Consider the following 18,484-nt stretch of genomic DNA (forward strand, 5'->3'; position numbering starts at 1 on the left):
TCTTCACACGCTATGGGCGACCGCACCAAGCGTCCCGGACTGGAGCTATCGCGCCGCGAACTGGTCCTCGCAACCGGTGCCGGGGGGATCTCGGCGTTCGCGGGATGTACGACAGACGACTCGAGCCCGCTGTCGGGGGACGAAACGGAGACGGGAGTCACGATCACGGACCACTCTTCGCCCGACCTCGAGAAGTGGGTCGACGAGGTTCCCCGACCAGAGATTCTCGAGCCGTCGGGGACGAAGGAGGGACAGCCCTACTACGAGGTGGAGATGCGAGAGGTTGAACAGCGACTCCACAGCGACCTGTCGCCGACGACTGTCTGGGGGTACGACGGCCAATATCCCGGACCGACGATCGAAGCCGAGCAGGGCGAACCGATCTACGTCCGGTGGAAAAACGACCTGCCGGACGAACACCTCTTGCCCGTGGATACGACGCTGCACAGCGACGCAATTCCGTACGACATGCCGGGCGTCCGGACCGTTACGCACCTCCACGGAGGCAACGTCGAGGCCGAGAGCGACGGCAACGCGCAGGCGTGGTTCACCCGCGATTTCGAGGAGACGGGGCCCGGCTTCGAGCAGAAGGACTACTACTACGTCAACGAGCAGCCGCCGTCGACGATGTGGTACCACGACCACGCAATGGGAATCACGCGTCTCAACGTCTACACCGGCCTGTCGGGGTTCTACCTCCTTCGGAACGACCACGAACGGGAGCTCGATCTGCCAAGCGGCGAGTGCGAGATCCCGCTCGCGATCCAGGACCGGAGCTTCGAGGACGACGGCTCGCTGTTCTACCCGACCGCCGTCGCGGACGAGCAGGGTGGCAGCGACGACTCCCATCCCGATCCGAGCGTCGTGCCCGAGTTCTACGGCGATACGCCGGTCGTCAACGGGAAAGCCTGGCCCCGGCTGTCGGTGGAACCCCGCCCGTACCGGCTTCGGCTCCTCAACGGCTCGAACAGCCGGTTCTATCGGCTCGAACTCCTGGGATACGACGAATCGTCGGGCGAAACCGGGGCCGATGGCCCCTCGTTCGTCCTGATCGGGAACGACGGCGGACTCCTCTCGGAGCCGATCGAACTCGAGGATCGCCTTGAGCTCGGCTCGAGCCAGCGGGCCGACGTCGTCGTCGACTTCTCCGATTACGCGGGCGAGACGCTGCTGCTACACAACGACGCACCCGCTATGTATCGCGGTGACGACAGTGGCGAAAGCGACGACATCGTCCCGCTTCACGAAGTGATGCTCGTGGATGTCGCCGATTCCGGAGCCGACACGGCCGATTCCGGACTCGAAGCGGCCAACGCCGAATCAAACGCGACGGAGTCCGAGGGCGATACGGTCGCCAACGATTCCGACACGGAAGTCGACCCCCTCCCGAGCGAATTAACCCGGGTTCCGGAGATTCCCGTCGACTCGGTCGACACCGAGCGGTACCTCACGCTCGCGATGGACACGGACGAGTACGGCCGGTCCCGTCATCTGCTTGGCACGGAGGACGAACGATCCGGCATCCCGATGATGGACCCAGTTACTGAGACGCCGACGCTCGGTGACACCGAAATCTGGAGCTTGGCCAACTTCACCGGGATGTCCCATCCGATCCACCTCCACCTCGTCCACTTCCAAGTGCTCGGCCGGCAGCCGGTCGGCGACTACGATCCGGACGAGGACGCGATCAACTTCGACGCGCTCGAGGACCCCGAACCGTTCGAACTGGGCTGGAACGACGTCGTGACCGTCCACCCAGCCGAGGTTGTCCACGTCATCGCCCGCTTCGGGGAGTTCGAGGGGCTGTTCACCGATCAAACAGGCCGTTACATGTGGCACTGCCACATGGTCGAGCACGAGGATCACGACATGATGCGCCCGTTCGAGGTCGTCCCGCCGTCCGACGAGGACGACGCTGACAGCGATGACAACTCGGCAGGCGATGATACCAAATCGGCTACCGATAACGGCGATGACGACTCCCCAGACGGCGACGATGGATAACCGGCGACATTTCGAGAGTCGCAGAAGGGGTGTGCGAACCGTTCTATGCTACCCTTAAACAGCAGGGCAACCTATACACAGACTCACTGGCCATTAATCCAAACATTTATCAAGAAAAACAGGGTCTTTGTGCTGAACTCATCCTCTGGATTCAGCACGGAGTTTCTGACAGAATCTGAGTAGAACGTTCAGTCTCTGCTGAATACACAGCGCGTATCATTCGTCGACTGATCAATGCGGAGCACACCCTGACTCTGCTTCAGACCCTGCAGGTTTTTCAGGAAATAACGCCATGGAGCCGTCTCGCATACTCAAAATAGGGGAATCATCCAATGGCAGACTCAACGCAGCAGCTAGAAGCCAACAAAAATGCAGTGGAAACAACCTTCGAAGTAATGGCGAGTCACGACTTCGACGCCTTGGACGACCTGATGGACGAAGACATGACGTTCTCCGATCCACTCATGGAAATAGAAGGACTAGATGACTACAAAGATCTGATGCGAGGTCGACACTCGGCGCTCCCGGATACCGACCATACGTTCCATAAGATAGTAGCAGAAGATGACGTCGTCGTCGTTCACTTCTCGTATCAAGGCACACACGAAGGGGAGTATCAAGGTATTGAACCGACAGGAAATGAGGTCGAAGGTACAGCCGTCATGATCGACCGATTCAAAGACGGAAAAATTGTAGAGAGAACCGAGGAATTCGACACGCTCTCCTGGTTTCAGCAACTTGGAGTAGACCCATCTGAGATCTGAAACCTCGACTCACTCTTCTATCGAATCCTTATCCATGAACTGATTGTTTATGTTCTATACCAAACACAGATATGGTAACGAGAGAAAGAAGCCGTGAGAACCAGCCTTAGACACTATTATCGAAATTAGCAGAAACGAGGCATGACGATGTTCGTTTCATCCAATCGTTCCCATCTAAACAGGTCTATACGTAGTTAATAGAGATAGAGATAATCGGTCCTTGTTACAGTCTAATTCAAGAGTCTATCCTACAGTGCTGCGGATTAGTATATCTAATTACAAAACAGTAATGTGCCAGGGTTAACACGGTGTTGTGCCTAGGTTTCGACATGAGATGGTGCTCGTTTCGTCACTGTCTGCAGAATCGTCAGTAGCTGCAGATATGGCACTCGTTAGCTACCTAACCGTTGCCTCCGTAGCAAATTCTGTTGCGAGGGATCACACGTGGCACAAGCACACCGACTCGACTGTGAGAAAGAAGCCGCTGATTGCCGGTTCATTATCCAATCGGAAAACGAAGACGAAGCCATCGAATTGGCCAAAAACCACATGAGAGACGTCCACGGGCAGGACTACACGAACGACGAACTGCGACGCGAACACATGGAGACTGTCTAGGGCCATCGTCCTCACCGTACGAGCTCCTCTCGACAGTCTAACTCCATTCAGCCAATGTGGTGATACATGACACCCAATACCAGATCAGGTGATGATCCGTACCGGTTCGAGGTGGGAGCGTTCGAGTGCACGCTCGTAAGTGACGGGTCGTACGCGTATCCTCATCCAGCGCAAACGTTCTTCGTCGATGCCCCACCCGACGATCGAGAGCAAACATTGGCCGACGAGGGTATACAGCCGGACGAGTGGGAGGAATACATCAGTCCGTATCCCAGTCTCGTGATCGATACTGGCGAACAAACTGTCCTCGTCGACACCGGCGGGGGCGAGTTGGCACCGACGACCGGCAATCTCCAGTCCTCACTCGAAGCGGCCGGTATCGACGCTGCGGAAGTCGATATCGTCCTCCTCACTCACGGTCACGCGGATCACGTCGGCGGGACGCTGACCTCGGATGGCGAACCGGCATTCCCGAACGCTCGGTACGTCATGACCGAAGCGGAATGGGAGTTCTGGACTGGCGAGAAACCGGACCTCTCGTCGCTCCGTGTCGACGAGGAGTTCCAGACCATGCTCATCGAGTTTGCCAGGGCGAACCTCAAACCGCTTGAAGGTGAGGTCGAGTTGATCGAGGGGACGACTGAGGTCGTCTCCGGGATCACAGCTATTTCAGCACCGGGCCATACACCCGGCCACGTTGCCGTCGAAATAACCTCGAATGGAGAGCAACTCTTAGACCTCGTCGATGCGGTCTTGCATCCGCTGCACGTGTCCCACCCGGATTGGACTGCCGCAGTCGATTACGATCCCGACCAGACCGTCGAAACGCGCCGGGAACTGCTCGATCGGGCGACCCAAAGCGAATCCCTCCTGTTTGCGTTTCACTTCCCTGCGCCGGGCCTCGGACACGTTGCTCCCTCGGACGACGCCTGGGAATGGAATCCGGTGGAGTGAGCAATCGGGTTCGCAGTCCTCTCGATTCGTTACTTGCCCCCTCAACTGACGGCCTCAACTGTCCGGTATGGTCCCGAGTCGATAGGCGGAGTGGCACGTGCTGGCCTACTTCATCGGTCGGATCGGCGTCGAAACCGGGAGAACAGTTTTGGTTCGGCCATCGTTATTTAGATAGACGGCCTCGAACTGCTCCCAGTGGGCCGGTGATACATATGGCCACGGACGACCCTGAAACGCTCGTGCGGCGGTTCATTGAGGAAGTCCTCGTCGACGAGAATCACGAGGCGATCGACGACCTCTTCGTCAAGTCGTTCGACGAGCCGGTCCCGACTATTGATGGTAACCTCGCGGAGGGCGTCGACGAACTGAAGGCGAGCTATGAGGAGTTCCACGCTCACATCTCGATCCGCGATGTCGAAATCGTCTCGATCCTTGCGTCAGCCGAGGAGGCAATGGCCCTCTGGGAAGGCGTCACCGAGTACCTCGCGCCGTACCGCGGCATCCAGCCGTCGGGCAAACCCAAGCGACACCAAACACTCATCCGCGTGGAGGTCGATGACGGTCGAATCGCCGCTGTCCGGGAAGTCCGCGACACTCTTGCGACGATCCCGCCAGCCGCACGGGTCGCGCACACCTCCGCGCTCGCAATGCTCGAGACCGGCGTGGTCGCGGTCGACAACCAGGGTGACATCGTCCACGTCAACACCGCAGCGCTCGAGGCTGTCGGTCGGGACAGGGAGGACATCATAGGAACGCCGGTCGCGGACGTCTACGGTGACGCAGTCGCCATCCTCTATCCGGGAGAGACGACCGAAGTTACCCTTGACGACGGCCAAGCGGTGTTCGAGGTGACGGCGTCGCCACTCCGCGACGAGCGGTATGGTGTGAACGTCGGCCGGTTCCTCCTCTTCCACGACATCACCGAGCGCCAGCGACGGATCCAGCAGCTTCAGGTGCTCAACCGTGTTCTCAGACACAATATCCGCAACGAGCTGAACGCGGTCATCACGCACGCGGAGCACGCCTGTGAGCGGATCGAGGGTAACCCCGAGCTGGTCGACCGGTGTCTCGACACCATCGTCGAGACGAGTTACCGTCTGGCGGACCTCAGCGAAACCGCTCGGCAGATCCAGATGACACTCGAGCCGGAGCACCGGACGATCACGGAACAGGATCTCGCGTCCCTCGGCCGGCGACTAGTCAGCCGCGCACGCGAAGAGTATCCGGACGTGACGGTCGAGTACGAGGGACCGGAGGTGTTGGACATCGAGGCGACGACGTCGTTGCAGGCAGGTCTGTGGGAGTTAGTAGAGAACGCATGCGTCCACAACGACGCGGCGGAGCCAACCGTGACGGTAGTCGTTGACCGTCGTGGCGACCGGGCAACCGTCACCGTCGCCGACAACGGACCGGGAATTCCCGAGCACGAGCGGATCGTCATCGAGGCAGGCGAGGAGTCGCCCCTCGAACACGGACAGGGCCTCGGGCTGTGGCTGGCACACTGGGCTGTGGAAGTCTCTAGCGGAACGCTCTCGTTCGAGGCGAACGAGCCCCGAGGGAGCGTGGTCACTGTCGAGATGACCGCGGCCGAGGACAGACGCGCGACGGAGTGAACCGCAATGAGGCTACCGGCTGGTGGCCAGTGAGGTCCATGCGTCGAGTCGCCCGTGTTCGTCTTGGCATCGGCGATCGCCCCCACTGCCCCATCCGAGATCCATGCATTCCAGCCGTCGAGGGGACCAACTAGCAGTCCGGAATAGCCTCGTCTGTTCCGGTATTCGGACTGAACCGCGGCGATGGCGAATTTTCACCGGACGATCATCGTCCGCTCAGGCTCAGTGCCGACGACGGTGCAGATAGCTGGAGTCAAACTACAGTAGCCACAGAAAGTCAATGCACACCCGATCGCACGACGGCTGTGCGATCGGTTTTGTAACTCGTTTCAGTTGTCACTATAGGTAACGAGACGGGTTCCCCGCGCCACCGTACGCGGGGCAGTTACCATCCCCGTATATAGTGGATATGCTCATTTTAGCATAGCTAACGGATCTCCTCAGATGACGGCACAAAGTGAAGCTTCTACCCCGGTCAAGCCGGTTTACGTGGACGGTTTGGACGACCTCACGCAAATCACCACTGACCACCCCTTTGTACTCGTGGAGTTCTGTGCCGACAGATGTGGACCGTGTAAACGGCTTGATTCCGTGTTAAAGTCAATCGCTGCTGACACTGGGATCACTGTCGCAAAAGTTGACATAGACAAGAACCCGCAACTCGCCTTTGTGCACCGTGCAAGAAGTGTACCGATGATAGAACTGTATAGTAATGGAGAACGAGTCGAGCGGATTATCGGGGTGCCGTCAGAACGGGATCTCCGCGAATTGATCAGGAGATACGCACGGTCAGCGATCAGGTGATTCGACTCAATCAGGACGAACATCATCCTGTGCGAAACGTTCTGTGACACGCTCGTCCTCACACGACGAGAATCGAGGCGTCTCGGGCTCCGTCTCGTGTCACTCAAGGTCGAGGGGAGACGCCTCGTGTAGATAGCGTTCGTAGGCCGATTCGGCCCACTGCCTGGCCGCTGGTGCGTCGGTGTCGATCACGGCTTGGACAGTGCCGGTGTCACCATCGCAGCAACAGATCGCGACGCGGTCGTCGGAGATCACAATCCCGTACGTGGGCAGGTCATCGTGGACCAAGACCGGCGGGTCGTCTCCCTCGAGGAGCAGTGCGGTGTACTCCGGGTGCGACCGCAAGAAGGACTCTGCTCTCTCCGGTTGGTCGATCACCCGGAGGTCAAGCCCGTCGTCGAGGTGGTTGCGCAGCTCATCCAGACAGGGTTCTACGAGGGCGACCTGTGGCCCGACGAACCTGAACTCACTCGCCGCTTTGAGGAGCGATCTGAACCGGTCGATCGTGCAGTACGGGTTGGTGGGCTCGGCAACTGTCACGGTCGCATCTATGCACATATCGATCGTGAAGCCGTCGTCCTCGCCAGGGGCGTGTTCCCAAATCTCCCGGAACCGCCGCTCAGTTTCGATCCGGTCGATGACCGCCGTCATGGCACGCGCGACGAAGGCACCCAGCTGGGTCGCCTGGTAGTGGTGGCCGGTCCGCTCGACCCAATTACGGTCCTCGAACTCACGAAGCAATCGCCGGACCGTCGAGGACGACGAACCGGTGACTGCCCGGAGATCGTCCCGATCCTGTGGGGCGTCGCTGAGTGCCTCCAGCGCGACGACCCGATGCGGCGATCGTGTGAGGAACGCCACGTCATCGATCCCCGTAGACGGTTCTGACAGATCAACGTCAAGATTCCTGAACTCGCCCGTAGTGCGTTCCCTACCGGTCAGGTGATGATCGTCAGACGTGTCGTTCTCGTCGGCGTCATCGTCGGGAACGCTTTCCGCCGCCAACTGAAGGTCAGTCCTGCTTCTGGCGGGCCGGAGCAACAATCCACCATCATCGGAGGCCACCGTGTCATCGTCCGTCATGGGTGGCTAGTGTGTCGAGCGTTTGGATTTGGTTCCATCGACCGTCGGGGGAGCTGATCGTCCCCCCGCGTCGAAGGCTCCGTGTCGCACCATCGGTTATCGTTCCATGTTGTCTGCATTGTCGTTCACGGATGGGGCCGGTCCATCCAGTTCTACCGACGCACCGATCACCCTTCGGTGCGGTCGCTAGCAATAGCCGTGGCCCGTGCCTCTAGATATAAAGCCGGACCCGGAACGGTCTAACTGATCAGGCCTTGTGTGCTAGGAGCGAAACGCTTCTGATGCCGTACTTCTCGCAGGCGTTCTTGGCCTGCTCGGAGATGAATTCGTATTCCGGGTTCTCTCGGATGGTAACGTCTGTGAAGCCGAGTTTCTCGAGGTGGCGCGTGTAGTAGTCGGTTGGACAGGCGCCGCCGACGCAAGCGGCCCACATGTCCGGGTCGGCCTTGATACTCTCGGGCATCTCCGACTCGCTGTTGATGTCGGAGATGGCAAACCGGCCGTCGCCTCGGAGCACGCGGCTTACCTCCTCGAAGACGCGTGGCTTCGCCGGGGACAGGTTGATGACCCCGTTGGAGATGACGACGTCGTACGAGTCGTCCTCGAACGGGAGATTCTCGATTTTCCCCTGCTCGAACCGGACGTTCGATATGTCGGCCTCGTCTCGGAGTGTCCGCGCCTTCTCGAGTTGTTCCTCGGTCATGTCGAGGCCCGTCACGCTCCCCGACTCGCCGACGTGGATCCCAGCGACGAAGACGTCGGTCCCCGAGCCCGAGCCCAGATCGAGGACATCGTCGCCCTCCTCTAAGGCTGCGAGATCGAAGTGGTAACCGACGCCGGCGAAAGATTCCACAGCTCGCACAGGAATGGCGTCGAGGTCCGACGGCGAATAACCGAGCTGTTCGGCGAGGTCGCGGCCCATCTCGAAGTGGAAGTCGCCGCCCGGACGTTCCGCCACATCCCGGTAGACCCCTTTGACCTTGTGTTCGAGCTCGGCCTCATTGAATAGATCTGTCATGGAGCGGCCTCCCTACTTCAACTGTTTTCACCGCCGTGTAGAAAAGTCTATGGTGATTGGTAACAATGAACACTATAATGCCGGCTAGCCGGTGTCGTCCTGCTGGCTGCCGGCAATTATGTACGCAGGAAATGGGCGAATAATTAAGATACGGCTCCAGATATAAATGCTCGCAGATCAGTCCGAGGCAACCGTCGTCGTGGTCGACGACGAGAAGGAGGTCGCGGACGCCTATGCGCTCCGGCTCCAGGACCGCTACAACGTGGTCACGGTCTACGGCGGCGAGGAGGCGCTGGCCGTGATCGACGACGACACTGACGTCGTCCTCCTCGACCGGTTCATGCCCGACGTCTCCGGCGACGAGGTCCTTCGGCGAGTACGCGAGCGAGGGACGGAGTGTTACATCGTGATGGTGACCGCGGTCGACCCCGAGTTGGATATTCTCGAGATGCCATTCGACGACTACCTCTGCAAGCCAGTGGGCAGCGAGGACCTCGTCGCCGCCATCGATAATCAGCTCCGCGTTCTCGCGTTCGAGAAGCTGAGCGAATTCTTCCGGCTAGAGTCCAAGCGCGCAGTGCTCTCGGCAGCGGTGCCCCAAGACGCGCTCGTGGACCACCCGGACTATCAGGCGACGGAAGCCACAGCGGAAGCGCTCGAAGCCGACCTCCGGGGGCTGTTGGCCGACTTTGACCGGGTCGTCGAGGAGTTCCGGGCGATCAAGCGCGAACAGCAGTAGCTCAGGTTTCCTCGGCGTCGTCGGCCGCCCCGACGAGATGGCGGTTTTGGTCAAGGTCCTCGAAGAACGCCGCCAGAAGCTTTCGCTCGGCGGCCCGAAGGTGATGGAGGAACGTCGGGCTGGTGATGTCGAGTGACTCGGCAACCTGCTCGGAGGTGCTGCCCCGTGGGGACTCGAAGTAGTCCGCGAGGTACGCCGTCCTGAGGACAGTCAGCTGCCGGTCGGTGAGGCGGTTGCGGAGCGTGCGGCGGAACTCACCCGCTGTTTCGATCGACCGCTCCTGTTCCCGCTTGCTCGCCAGTTCGACAGTGTCGAACACCTCTTCAAGTCGTCGGTTGAACTTCCTGAGGTCAGTCTCAGGGGCCATCTCGACGACCACCTCGGCGGTCCCGGCGTCAAACGTGGCGGCGCGGAGGCTCGTCCCGAGGTCGGCCAGGACTGTCAGCGGGCTCCCGTCGACGAGGCGGATCTCCACCAGATCGCTCCCCTCGCCCCGGATAGGTCGTGCGGGCGTCTCCGGCTCGAGGTGTGCGACCAGGTTGCCGGCCGTGGCGTCAGTCAGTGAGACGTACACCAACAGCTCGCCCTCGCCGACGGGAACAACGCCGTCGACGGTGAGTGGCTCACCGAGTGCGCTCGAAGCGGCGGCCAGCGGCGCAGTCGGATCGGTGATCCGGTAGGTGACCTCGACGACGGTGTCCGAGAGGACGAGGCGACGCTGGCGCGTGGCGTGAATGGCGAAGCCCGTAACGCGGCCCAACGCCGCATAGCTCCCCTGCTCGCGATCGGTGAGGGTGTCTTGCCGGTCGGTGTAGATCCCGAGGACGCCGTAGACGGTCGAGCCGTACGTGAGCGGGACGGCGACGCAGGAGTAGAGGCCCTGGGCGAAGGCCGCTCGCTGGATCGGCTTCGGGACGGTCCCGGCATCGGCCAGGCTGGTAACCAGCTGAACCTCGCTGGTCTCGAGCGCGCGTTGCTCCGGAGAGGGCGGTTCACCGCCGAATCCGTCGCGGAGCTGCTCAAGCACGTCGTCGTCGCCGGCACTCGCGCGGATGACGATCGATTCCTCACCGACGTCGGGTTCGGCGATCCAGACGAACCGGTACAGGTCTGCAGCGTGGAGATGATCGCAGAGCGTCAGCTCGATCTCCTCTCGAGAGCTCGCGTGGACCAATTCGGTGAGGACGTCGCTGATGGTCGCGACGATCTGGGCAAGCGTCCGGACCTCCGCTCGCCGCGTCTCGAGGTCGCGGCGCTGGCGCTCCCGGTCGGTGACGTCGTCGAGGTAGACCGTCGGGCCGTGGTCAGTCTGGACCGATCTGACCGCCAGCCAGCGATCGAGCGCCGGGAAGTACTCCACGAACGCCACCTCCCCCTCGACCCACTCGGCAGCAGAGGCGACCTGCGGCTGGGCTGCTTCGGGGAGTGCGTCCTCGATGGAGACGCGGCACAGGTCCTCCGGCTCTCGCCCTAGCAGCCGCGCGGCGGGGGCGTTGGCCTCAGTGATCGACCCCGAGGTGTCGAGCGTCAGCACGCCCTCCGAAAGGTGGTCGAATCGGTCGTCCATGGGACACACTAGCGTACGATCATCTTAGTTGTAGGGCGCTCGGCGGGCCAACACTCCAGCTAGTTGCGCCGACCGGTGCGGTCCGATCGCCTGTGCTGGCTCAGTCATGCACGGTTCCCTCCCGAAACTCGAGGCGCAGCCCGCCGTCCGCGGCGTCCGCGATCGTGATTGACCAGCCATGGGCCGTCGCGATTCGATCGATGATCGTCAATCCGAGGCCCGTACCGCCCTCACGTGCCGAGACGCCGGGTTCGAACACGGTGTCGCGGCGGTCCGAGGGGATGCCCGGGCCGTCGTCGGCGACGTAGAATCCGTCGCCGTCCGAGATCGGACCCACCCGGACGGTGACACCCTCGCCCGCGTGCTCGACGCTATTTCTGAAGGCGTTCTCGAGCGCCTGTCGGAGACGGTCCTCGTCAGCTTCGATGGTCACCGCACCGTCTACCTCGAGGCTCGCCGGGCCGGTCTGGACCGTCGACCACGCGTTGCGGGCGACCTCCTCCAGTGCCACCGGTGCTGTCGACGTCACGATGACATCTCCCTTGGCGATGGTTCGAAGGTCCTCGATGAGCGCTTCAATGCGGTCGAGGGCCAGTGTGACCTTCTCGAAGTGGACCGCCTCGCCGGTCTCGCGGGCGGCCTCGAGGCGGAGCTCCGCCACCTCGAGCGGGTTGCGGAGGTCGTGGGAAAGGACGTGCACGACCTGTTCGACGGTCGGATCCGATGGCGCGTCCGTCTGGTCGTCCCGGCCTTTCGCGACGGCCGCCGTCACGTCTGTGAACACCACTACCCCCGTCGCGGGCTCGTTCGTGCCGTCGCTCGCCCACCGGATGCGAAACGTCTTGGTGGCGGCCGCTGTCTCGTACTCCGCCACCACCTCTCCTTCTGGGCCGACGAGCGGCTCCGTCTCAGTCAGCACCTCGAAGGACTCGATGGTCGCTGTTAGGGGTTGGCCTTCGGCCGCCACCGACCCGAAGAGGGCCGTCGCCCGGTCGTTCGCCCACTGGACTATCCGACCCTCGTCGGTCTTTTCGTATCGAATCACTGGGTCCGGGAAGCCCTCGAGGAGCGCCAGCCCGTCGTTGTCGGCGGACGACATCACGGCGAGAGTTCGGGCGGTCGTCCTAAGAGTTAGGTATCACGCATACTAGACTGAACCCACTGATCGAGGAATCTAGCATTCTAGATCTACCTCGTTCCGGGCCGAGCGACCCGAGAGCGGACTGGCACGCGAGGGACAACGCGCTCCCTACCGACGCCATCGCGCTATGAGCGAAATACATACGTGAAAGCGTCCCTCTATACATGCTCGCTTTGGGTGTCCACCGACGGGCTTTTCACGAATCTCCGTGTCGGCTGCTAAAACGTCCGATATCCGGGGATCTGCCGGAACTGATTACGATCATCCGTCTCAGTCTGCGACGGTTCCGGCCGAATGCTGCTGGGCGAGCAAATCGTCGATGTGGTCCTGAAGCCGCTCGAGCCGTTCGCGGTCGTCTGCCCACCGCTTCGAGACTGCATATTCGGCGAGGAGAGATTGGATCACCTCGAGCTGTGCGGTCGTGAAACGCCGTTCGCCGGCATCGAGTGTCTCGAACGCGTGGGACACCTCAACCAGGCGGGGCGAGAGCGGGGCCGGTGTGTCCTCGGCGCGCTCCCGGTCCAGCCGGTCGAGCAGCACGTGGTGGAGCGTCCACTGTTCGGCGAGCGACGCATCCAGCGTCGCCGTCTGCAGGGAGGATGTGGTGCGGGTCATGGATCTGCCTCTCAGCAGTATAGAAGACGGCTTGATCCCTGGAATCGGCAGCTAGTCACCTTCACCGGACCTTTCGACACGGTGGCTAGGAATCGAGACGGGTGTGGACGACCGAGCCTTCCGTCGGCTCAGATACGTCGGAGTCTCGGGCCGCCTCCCGCGGGGGGAAACCTGGACCGGAACAGGATGGGACGATTCGGCTCCACACCAACGGATGCGCTACAGGTACTCGACGGTGTCTCGGCCCAGCGTCGCAACGCTCAGCGCACCGACCTGCAACCGCTTATAAAGTCTGGGGTCGCCGGTACGACAGCGGGTGGCGTCCCGTCTAGGGTTGCTGATCAGGCACGAATTAGCTTCTCTACTCCCGACGCCAAAGGAATGCGTGCAGGCGACAACAAATGATGGACGAACAATACAGTTCGGACGGTATAGCCCTTAAACGACTCCACCGACGTCATAGGCGACGACTAACCGGTGAGCAGCAATGAGTGAATCCCTCGATACGGACAGGCTCGAACGCGAGGTCAAGTCGATGTACCAAGACGTCGCAGAGTCTGCCGACGCGGAGTTCCACTTCGAGACGGGCCGTGAGCTCGCCGAGCGCCTCGGCTACGATCCGGACACCCTCACTTACGTTCCGGACGAGGCGATCGACTCGTTCGCCGGCGTCGGGTACTACTTCGAGATGGCGGAGCTCGAACCGCGCGAGGACGTGCTCGATCTCGGCAGCGGCTCCGGGATGGATGCCTTCTATGCCGCGATGGCCGTAACCGAGACCGGGTCGGTTACGGGTATGGATATGACCCCCGAGCAGGTCGAGAAGGCCAACGACCTCGCCGCGGCCAATGGCTTTCACAACGTCAGCTTCCGCCAGGGCTACATCGAGGACCTCCCGTTCGAGGACGACTCGTTCGACGCCGTAATCTCGAACGGCGTGATCAATCTCTCGGCAGAGAAAGACCGAGTGTTCGAGGAGGCACATCGAGTGTTGCGGCCGGGCGGGCGGCTCGCCCTCTCGGATATCATCAGCGAACAGCAACTGCCCGAGAGCATCAAAGCCGATGCGGATCTCTGGGCCGCCTGTATCGGTGGGGCCGAACAGGTCGATAGCTACACGTCGCTCATCGAAGCTGCCGGCTTCGACCTCACGGCGGTTCGGGAGAACACAGAGTACGAGTTCATCTCTGACCAGGCTGCAAACGCGTGTCAGAAGTACGGCGTGAAGAGCATTTCGGTGAGTGCTCAGAAAAACGACTAAAAGAGTGACACGATGACTGACAAAACCGAACATACAGACAGCATATTGCGCAGAACAGTCCTGAAAGCGAGCACGGTCGCAGCAGGCGCGTTCGCACTGAGCGGCTCGGCGACCGCCATCGACGAACACGAGGACGAAAACGAAGAAGGGACCGGCAAACCTGATGACAAGCCCGAGGACAAACCGGAAAGCGAAGAACCAGAGGTCGACGAGCCGGAAGGATACGGCGCCGAGTTGCTCGCCCAGCACGTGGTGTTCAAGGACGACGTGGCCCTGGACACGACGATCACGTACGCCGAGGGCGAGATGGGGACCCAGGAGGCCTCGCTGCCGGACGGCGAGACCGCGGTTCTCGCGGAGATCGCCTGGGAGCCGGGCGGACGGACCGGCTGGCACACGCATCCGGGCTCAGTCATCGTCCTCATCACGGAGGGCGAGGTGGAGCTTCTCAACGAGGACGACTGCGTCGTCCGCACTTACACGGCGGGCGAGGCGTTCGTCGCGCGCGGGATGGGCAACGTCCACGTCGCGACCAACGCGAGCGACACCGAGGAGGCCGGCGGGTACGCGATGTACATCGGCGTCCCCGACGGCGAGCCGGCGACGGAGTGGGTCGAACCAGTAGACTGCTGACTCTTTAGTTCCATATTTAGTATCCTCGCAACTCGTCGCTGAACCCACGGCACGTTCCGTGTTCCGGACTCGCTTGATGAAACCACTGTACGCGGTTTATCCATGAAGCAGACACGAATTTCGTTATTGATCCGATTCGTGTTGCTGTAGCCTTTGGATATTGCACGCTGTTTGTGACACTTGAGGTCAAGGTTGAGCGAGGCGTGCAAGATAGAGAGTGCGAATGTGGCACAGGATGAGAACTAATCTGCAAACTCTGCTGACCGATTTGACAGTGATTCTTAATCTGATGGTTGCAGTAGAAGATATTCATTTTCCTCGACAGTAATATGAAAGTCGCTGTAGACGAATTTGACTGTTCCATTTTGCTGTGACTCACACAGTTCATCCAGCATTTCTGGATCTATCGTCTCGTACAATGGAATCACCTCCTACGGTTCACACTCCTTTAGTGAACTTACAGCATGGACCGCCGCCATACTCACAGATTCGGCCTCCGGAATGTCGTATTCCACCAGCAAAGGCTGCTCCGAATTTTCAAGCGTCATTATCGAGGACAGTGGATGTAACCGGATAAATGCCGAGTTTGAAAATGTAACTGAGGCGGTCGATTGCACGTGTAGTGAGCGGATGGTTCACTGCTTTCGTCGTGAAACAAACGGTGGTGTCGTGCTACACTAATGCTCTATATTCAGCAGGCATCTTCTAACAGAATATAAGTAGGAAACTCAGTTTCTGCTGAATACAGAGCGCGGGCCATGTTTAGACGCCGCTCAGTTGCCGTCTCGACCGGGATTATGTGGAGTTGAGTGAGGAAGCGGCGAGTATGCCGTCTCAACTCGCCCAATTTACCGACCGATGTGTCGATTTGTCCCAAAACGCTGTCACTGGCGAGCCAGCACCGGCGATCAGGAAAAGTGACGGCGGGTACGCTGACTGGGTGATCGTCTCGATCCACTGCCTTCGAGAGTACCTGAACCAGCCGTACCGCCGGTTGCTCGACATTCTGTACGAGATGCCCAGAATTGTCGCGAAACTCGATCTTGCGGTGGATCAGCTGCCGAATTTCACCACCGTCTGCACGCGGAAACAAGATCTCAAAATGCGGATCTGGCGGGTGTTACTTCGGCTGTCTGTCTCACTGCACGAACTCGGTGACGTGCAGGCGATCGACGCAACTGGCTTCAAACGCCATCAAGCCAGCCGTCACTACGTTCTTCGCGTTGGCTACAACTTTGACGATATCAAGACGACAGCGCTCGTCAATTGCGAGACCAGCGTCATCATCGACATTCATTGTTCGATGAAACAGCCGCATGACACACAAGTTGGACGGCAGGTACTCACGAGAAATCTCGCACAGCTGACCACGATCACTGCCGACAAAAGCTACGACTGGGACGCGCTGCGGCACGAACTCAGGAATGCTGGCATTCGCCCAGTGATCAAACATCGTGAGTTCTACGCACTTGACAAAGCGCACAACGCTCGCCACGACGAGAACGTGTATCACCGCCGGTCAATCGTTGAAGCGATTTTCTTCGCCCTGAAACATCGGTTCGGCGAGACGTTGCGAGCCAGAACGTGGTTTGGCCAGTTCAGAGAACTCGTCCTAAAGGCCGCCGTCAGAAACATCGAGCAAGCTGTGAGGCTCTAACACCACTGATCTTATGCGTCTAAACAAGCCCCACTATACTGTATGATCGCTAGACGTCGCTGTGATTGGCCCAATATCGGTGGAGAATAGTCAACCACTGAACTAGTATCCGGAATCTACCGCAGTCTCTTGTTTTTGCAGTAATCTGCTCACCCCGCCACCAGCATCTGGCTAAGATTCATCCGAATCACACCGCAACCAATCACAGCCAATTGCCCCGAAGTCGCCGCAGTCTAGTGATCCTACAAAGCACTCTATTCAACACGTTATTTGTAATAGTGTTTGTATAAATCGCTGATCCGTTGCTGATGATTTGGCAGCGGTCTCACCAATTTCGCCCGCGACAGCGTCGCCATCGGTGGGTCTGAAATCATATCAGAAATGAGGTTTATTCAGTCCCAGACGACCCCATGAGATCGTTCAACGCCTAATTCAGCGAGTGTCGTTATTGTCTCCCGAAGCGAACAACTGGTCCGCTTGTTCTCCCAAGGTTCTTCTAAATCCGCCTTATAGCCCTCGCTAAGCAGGTCTGCGAGTATCCAACTCAAATTCACGATCTGCTTACTTCTCAAACTGGCTTAACTAGACAGCGCTATTATGTTGACCCAATCCGAGGAGTACAATATTAACAAATGTCGTCCATGACCACGGAGGTAGACTGATGGGGTCAGACGATAAGTCAACGCCGCCCTTCACGGGGGGCGATCGGATCGAAATGGTGATCCCTCACCCCAATGATCGCAGCCACCGGCACCACGGAAAACAAGGAACCGTGACGAACGTGACGGCTAACAACCTCAGCGAACTGACGGGCAATCCTTGCGACGATTGGATTATTGATGTCCGGCTTGACGACGGAACGACACTTTCGGTTCGCGCGCGGGAACTTCGTTCCCCCGGATCTGGAAACTGACGGTGCCTCAACTGACTATCGACGACTGCTGGATTGGCAATCGCGTCCGACTAACAACTGATTCATTCACGGTCAGTGGCTGGTGCTACTTCAACCGTGAATAGATGAGTCAAACCGATAGACTGCACCATCTAGTTAAGGCGGCTTGAGAAGCGAGCAGGTCGGAGAGCTAGTTTGGCCATGCTACTCGCAGACCTGCTCAGCGAGGACTATGCGGCGGAATTTGGTGTATCTTGGCAACGCGAGCGGACGGTTGTACACTTGAGAGACACAAGCGATTCTTCACTTAACTGGCGTTGAACGCTCTCATCAAGCAATCTGTAACTGGGTACATCGGCTGGCTGACAGCGTTCCAACCTCGCCGGCATCCACGAGAACGGAATTCTCGTGCGGCCAATCAGAACGCTTCGCGTTCTGAGGACGGCGACGCCGTCGTAGGACGGAATTGATAAGACTGCTGCCAAGATCAACTGGAACTGGTCTTGGGTATGTATTGCAATACATGTTGAGTCAAAGCTGATTCTCGACGTCGCAGTCTTTGGCCGCCGAGGCATTGATCCAGCCGCTGCTTTCCTTCACAGATTCACCGAGAAACACGATCTCGCCGATACGGTGTTTCTCGTCGATGGCTACAGCTATCTGACTGCCCTCTCTCGAGTGGGGTTGAGAAGTCGGCTCGACTACGTCGAACAAAACTGATCGAAAAATGGTTTCATACCTTTGAGTGCGCACTGACCGCTTCCAGAATTCATAGGTGAGTATCGGGCGAGCGTCAGAGAAGACCTTGGATAGATAGTACACTACTACAACACATATTGATCCTAGTAGTCACTAAGCGGATAGGAGATGGCGGAGGTGCTAAACTCGACAGTTCCATCTGTTAACTATCAATATATGTGTAATATCGCCGAGCATCCTATTACAGTAGTACAGATGTAAATTATCCCTTTCAGTTTATTTTGATTTCACTCTATGTGTCTCTTCAGGGATGAGTAGTGCCTGCCACTTGAGCTGGGTGTGGTGCCTCTCTCTGTCTGTAGATCCCTGTGTGAGAGCAATACGAATAGAAAAACCGCGGCACAACCCCGTGTAAGCAATAG

Annotated in this window: 17 protein-coding genes and 2 pseudogenes; 12 read left to right on the top strand and 7 right to left on the bottom strand. The window is 59.3% G+C overall.

Annotated features, from left to right (window positions below):
- The first annotated feature begins 12 nt into the window (after positions 1 to 12).
- The 6 genes from CV102_RS22235 (at position 13) to CV102_RS27290 (ending at position 6,757) form a co-directional block, all read left to right on the top strand.
- A complete protein-coding gene (locus tag CV102_RS22235; RefSeq protein WP_148860218.1) occupies positions 13 to 2,004 on the top strand; it encodes a multicopper oxidase family protein in 1,992 nt (663 codons plus the stop codon).
- Positions 2,005 to 2,336: 332 nt separating this feature from the next.
- Positions 2,337 to 2,768, top strand: a complete 432-nt coding sequence (locus CV102_RS22240) for an ester cyclase (protein ID WP_148860219.1) — start codon at positions 2,337 to 2,339, stop codon at positions 2,766 to 2,768.
- A gap of 444 nt (positions 2,769 to 3,212) precedes the next feature.
- Positions 3,213 to 3,386 (top strand): DUF1059 domain-containing protein, encoded by a 174-nt coding sequence (locus CV102_RS22245; RefSeq protein WP_148860220.1) that lies wholly within the window; start codon positions 3,213 to 3,215, stop codon positions 3,384 to 3,386.
- 66 nt (positions 3,387 to 3,452) lie between these two features.
- A complete protein-coding gene (locus CV102_RS22250; protein ID WP_148860221.1) occupies positions 3,453 to 4,340 on the top strand; it encodes an MBL fold metallo-hydrolase in 888 nt (295 codons plus the stop codon).
- Between the two features lie 212 nt (positions 4,341 to 4,552).
- Positions 4,553 to 5,953 carry an ATP-binding protein gene (locus CV102_RS22255; RefSeq protein WP_187433076.1) on the top strand — a complete coding sequence of 467 codons (1,401 nt, stop codon included), beginning with the start codon at positions 4,553 to 4,555 and terminating at the stop codon, positions 5,951 to 5,953.
- A 444-nt stretch (positions 5,954 to 6,397) separates the two neighbouring features.
- Entirely contained in the window at positions 6,398 to 6,757 is a 360-nt protein-coding gene (locus tag CV102_RS27290; RefSeq protein ID WP_148860223.1) for a thioredoxin family protein, read from the top strand.
- A 99-nt stretch (positions 6,758 to 6,856) separates the two neighbouring features.
- Here CV102_RS27290 and CV102_RS22265 read toward each other — a convergent pair whose 3' ends face one another.
- Positions 6,857 to 7,840, bottom strand: coding sequence for a helix-turn-helix transcriptional regulator (locus tag CV102_RS22265; protein ID WP_306438867.1), 984 nt, complete (start codon positions 7,838 to 7,840; stop codon positions 6,857 to 6,859).
- Between the two features lie 247 nt (positions 7,841 to 8,087).
- Entirely contained in the window at positions 8,088 to 8,858 is a 771-nt protein-coding gene (locus CV102_RS22270; protein WP_148860224.1) for a methyltransferase domain-containing protein, read from the bottom strand.
- Between the two features lie 166 nt (positions 8,859 to 9,024).
- Between CV102_RS22270 and CV102_RS22275 the strand changes: the two genes are divergently transcribed.
- Positions 9,025 to 9,597, top strand: a complete 573-nt coding sequence (locus tag CV102_RS22275; RefSeq protein ID WP_148860225.1) for a response regulator — start codon at positions 9,025 to 9,027, stop codon at positions 9,595 to 9,597.
- A gap of 1 nt (position 9,598) precedes the next feature.
- Here the strand turns inward: CV102_RS22275 and CV102_RS22280 are convergent, their stop codons facing one another.
- From CV102_RS22280 to CV102_RS22290, 3 genes are all read right to left on the bottom strand, one after another.
- Entirely contained in the window at positions 9,599 to 11,164 is a 1,566-nt protein-coding gene (locus CV102_RS22280) for a bacterio-opsin activator domain-containing protein (RefSeq protein WP_148860226.1), read from the bottom strand.
- A 100-nt stretch (positions 11,165 to 11,264) separates the two neighbouring features.
- Complete coding sequence (locus CV102_RS22285) at positions 11,265 to 12,263, bottom strand: sensor histidine kinase (protein WP_148860227.1); 999 nt, start codon at positions 12,261 to 12,263, stop codon at positions 11,265 to 11,267.
- A gap of 312 nt (positions 12,264 to 12,575) precedes the next feature.
- Positions 12,576 to 12,920: a DUF7853 family protein gene (locus tag CV102_RS22290; RefSeq protein ID WP_148860228.1), complete on the bottom strand. Its 345-nt coding sequence runs from the start codon at positions 12,918 to 12,920 to the stop codon at positions 12,576 to 12,578.
- Between the two features lie 487 nt (positions 12,921 to 13,407).
- On the opposite strand from CV102_RS22290, the gene CV102_RS22295 reads away from it, so the two are divergent.
- Both CV102_RS22295 and CV102_RS22300 read left to right on the top strand, forming a co-directional pair.
- A complete protein-coding gene (locus CV102_RS22295) occupies positions 13,408 to 14,181 on the top strand; it encodes a methyltransferase domain-containing protein (RefSeq protein ID WP_148860229.1) in 774 nt (257 codons plus the stop codon).
- Positions 14,182 to 14,193: 12 nt separating this feature from the next.
- Entirely contained in the window at positions 14,194 to 14,814 is a 621-nt protein-coding gene (locus CV102_RS22300) for a cupin domain-containing protein (RefSeq protein WP_148860230.1), read from the top strand.
- Between the two features lie 281 nt (positions 14,815 to 15,095).
- Here the strand turns inward: CV102_RS22300 and CV102_RS27295 are convergent, their stop codons facing one another.
- The gene (locus CV102_RS27295) at positions 15,096 to 15,242 is read right to left on the bottom strand and encodes a HalOD1 output domain-containing protein (protein ID WP_394349518.1); all 147 of its coding nucleotides are present in this window, start codon (positions 15,240 to 15,242) and stop codon (positions 15,096 to 15,098) included.
- Positions 15,243 to 15,640: 398 nt separating this feature from the next.
- On the opposite strand from CV102_RS27295, the gene CV102_RS22305 reads away from it, so the two are divergent.
- The gene (locus CV102_RS22305) at positions 15,641 to 16,471 is read left to right on the top strand and encodes an IS5 family transposase (protein WP_148860231.1); all 831 of its coding nucleotides are present in this window, start codon (positions 15,641 to 15,643) and stop codon (positions 16,469 to 16,471) included.
- A 395-nt stretch (positions 16,472 to 16,866) separates the two neighbouring features.
- Here the strand turns inward: CV102_RS22305 and CV102_RS22310 are convergent.
- Positions 16,867 to 17,010, bottom strand: a pseudogene (locus tag CV102_RS22310) (IS6 family transposase); the annotation flags it as partial.
- Between the two features lie 122 nt (positions 17,011 to 17,132).
- Here CV102_RS22310 and CV102_RS22315 point away from each other — a divergent pair.
- On the top strand, positions 17,133 to 17,384 hold the full coding sequence (locus tag CV102_RS22315; RefSeq protein ID WP_148860232.1) for a hypothetical protein: 252 nt from the start codon (positions 17,133 to 17,135) through the stop codon (positions 17,382 to 17,384).
- A 180-nt stretch (positions 17,385 to 17,564) separates the two neighbouring features.
- Positions 17,565 to 18,176: pseudogene (locus tag CV102_RS22320) on the top strand (IS6 family transposase).
- Positions 18,177 to 18,484: the final 308 nt, after the last annotated feature.

The organism is Natronococcus pandeyae (genome assembly GCF_008122205.1).
Classification (GTDB): domain Archaea; phylum Halobacteriota; class Halobacteria; order Halobacteriales; family Natrialbaceae; genus Natronococcus; species Natronococcus pandeyae.

Excerpts from the sequence above, each read along its gene's own strand:
- CV102_RS22280 (WP_148860226.1), bottom strand. The coding sequence starts at position 11,164 with ATGGACGACCGATTCGACCACCTTTCGGAGGGCGTGCTGACGCTCGAC.
- CV102_RS22265 (WP_306438867.1), bottom strand. The coding sequence starts at position 7,840 with ATGACGGACGATGACACGGTGGCCTCCGATGATGGTGGATTGTTGCTC.
- CV102_RS22300 (WP_148860230.1), top strand. The coding sequence starts at position 14,194 with ATGACTGACAAAACCGAACATACAGACAGCATATTGCGCAGAACAGTC.
- CV102_RS22240 (WP_148860219.1), top strand. The coding sequence starts at position 2,337 with ATGGCAGACTCAACGCAGCAGCTAGAAGCCAACAAAAATGCAGTGGAA.
- CV102_RS22235 (WP_148860218.1), top strand. The coding sequence starts at position 13 with ATGGGCGACCGCACCAAGCGTCCCGGACTGGAGCTATCGCGCCGCGAA.
- CV102_RS22295 (WP_148860229.1), top strand. The coding sequence starts at position 13,408 with ATGAGTGAATCCCTCGATACGGACAGGCTCGAACGCGAGGTCAAGTCG.
- CV102_RS22270 (WP_148860224.1), bottom strand. The coding sequence starts at position 8,858 with ATGACAGATCTATTCAATGAGGCCGAGCTCGAACACAAGGTCAAAGGG.
- CV102_RS22285 (WP_148860227.1), bottom strand. The coding sequence starts at position 12,263 with ATGTCGTCCGCCGACAACGACGGGCTGGCGCTCCTCGAGGGCTTCCCG.
- CV102_RS22290 (WP_148860228.1), bottom strand. The coding sequence starts at position 12,920 with ATGACCCGCACCACATCCTCCCTGCAGACGGCGACGCTGGATGCGTCG.
- CV102_RS22250 (WP_148860221.1), top strand. The coding sequence starts at position 3,453 with ATGACACCCAATACCAGATCAGGTGATGATCCGTACCGGTTCGAGGTG.
- CV102_RS22305 (WP_148860231.1), top strand. The coding sequence starts at position 15,641 with ATGCCGTCTCAACTCGCCCAATTTACCGACCGATGTGTCGATTTGTCC.
- CV102_RS27290 (WP_148860223.1), top strand. The coding sequence starts at position 6,398 with ATGACGGCACAAAGTGAAGCTTCTACCCCGGTCAAGCCGGTTTACGTG.
- CV102_RS22255 (WP_187433076.1), top strand. The coding sequence starts at position 4,553 with ATGGCCACGGACGACCCTGAAACGCTCGTGCGGCGGTTCATTGAGGAA.
- CV102_RS22275 (WP_148860225.1), top strand. The coding sequence starts at position 9,025 with ATGCTCGCAGATCAGTCCGAGGCAACCGTCGTCGTGGTCGACGACGAG.
- CV102_RS22315 (WP_148860232.1), top strand. The coding sequence starts at position 17,133 with ATGGGGTCAGACGATAAGTCAACGCCGCCCTTCACGGGGGGCGATCGG.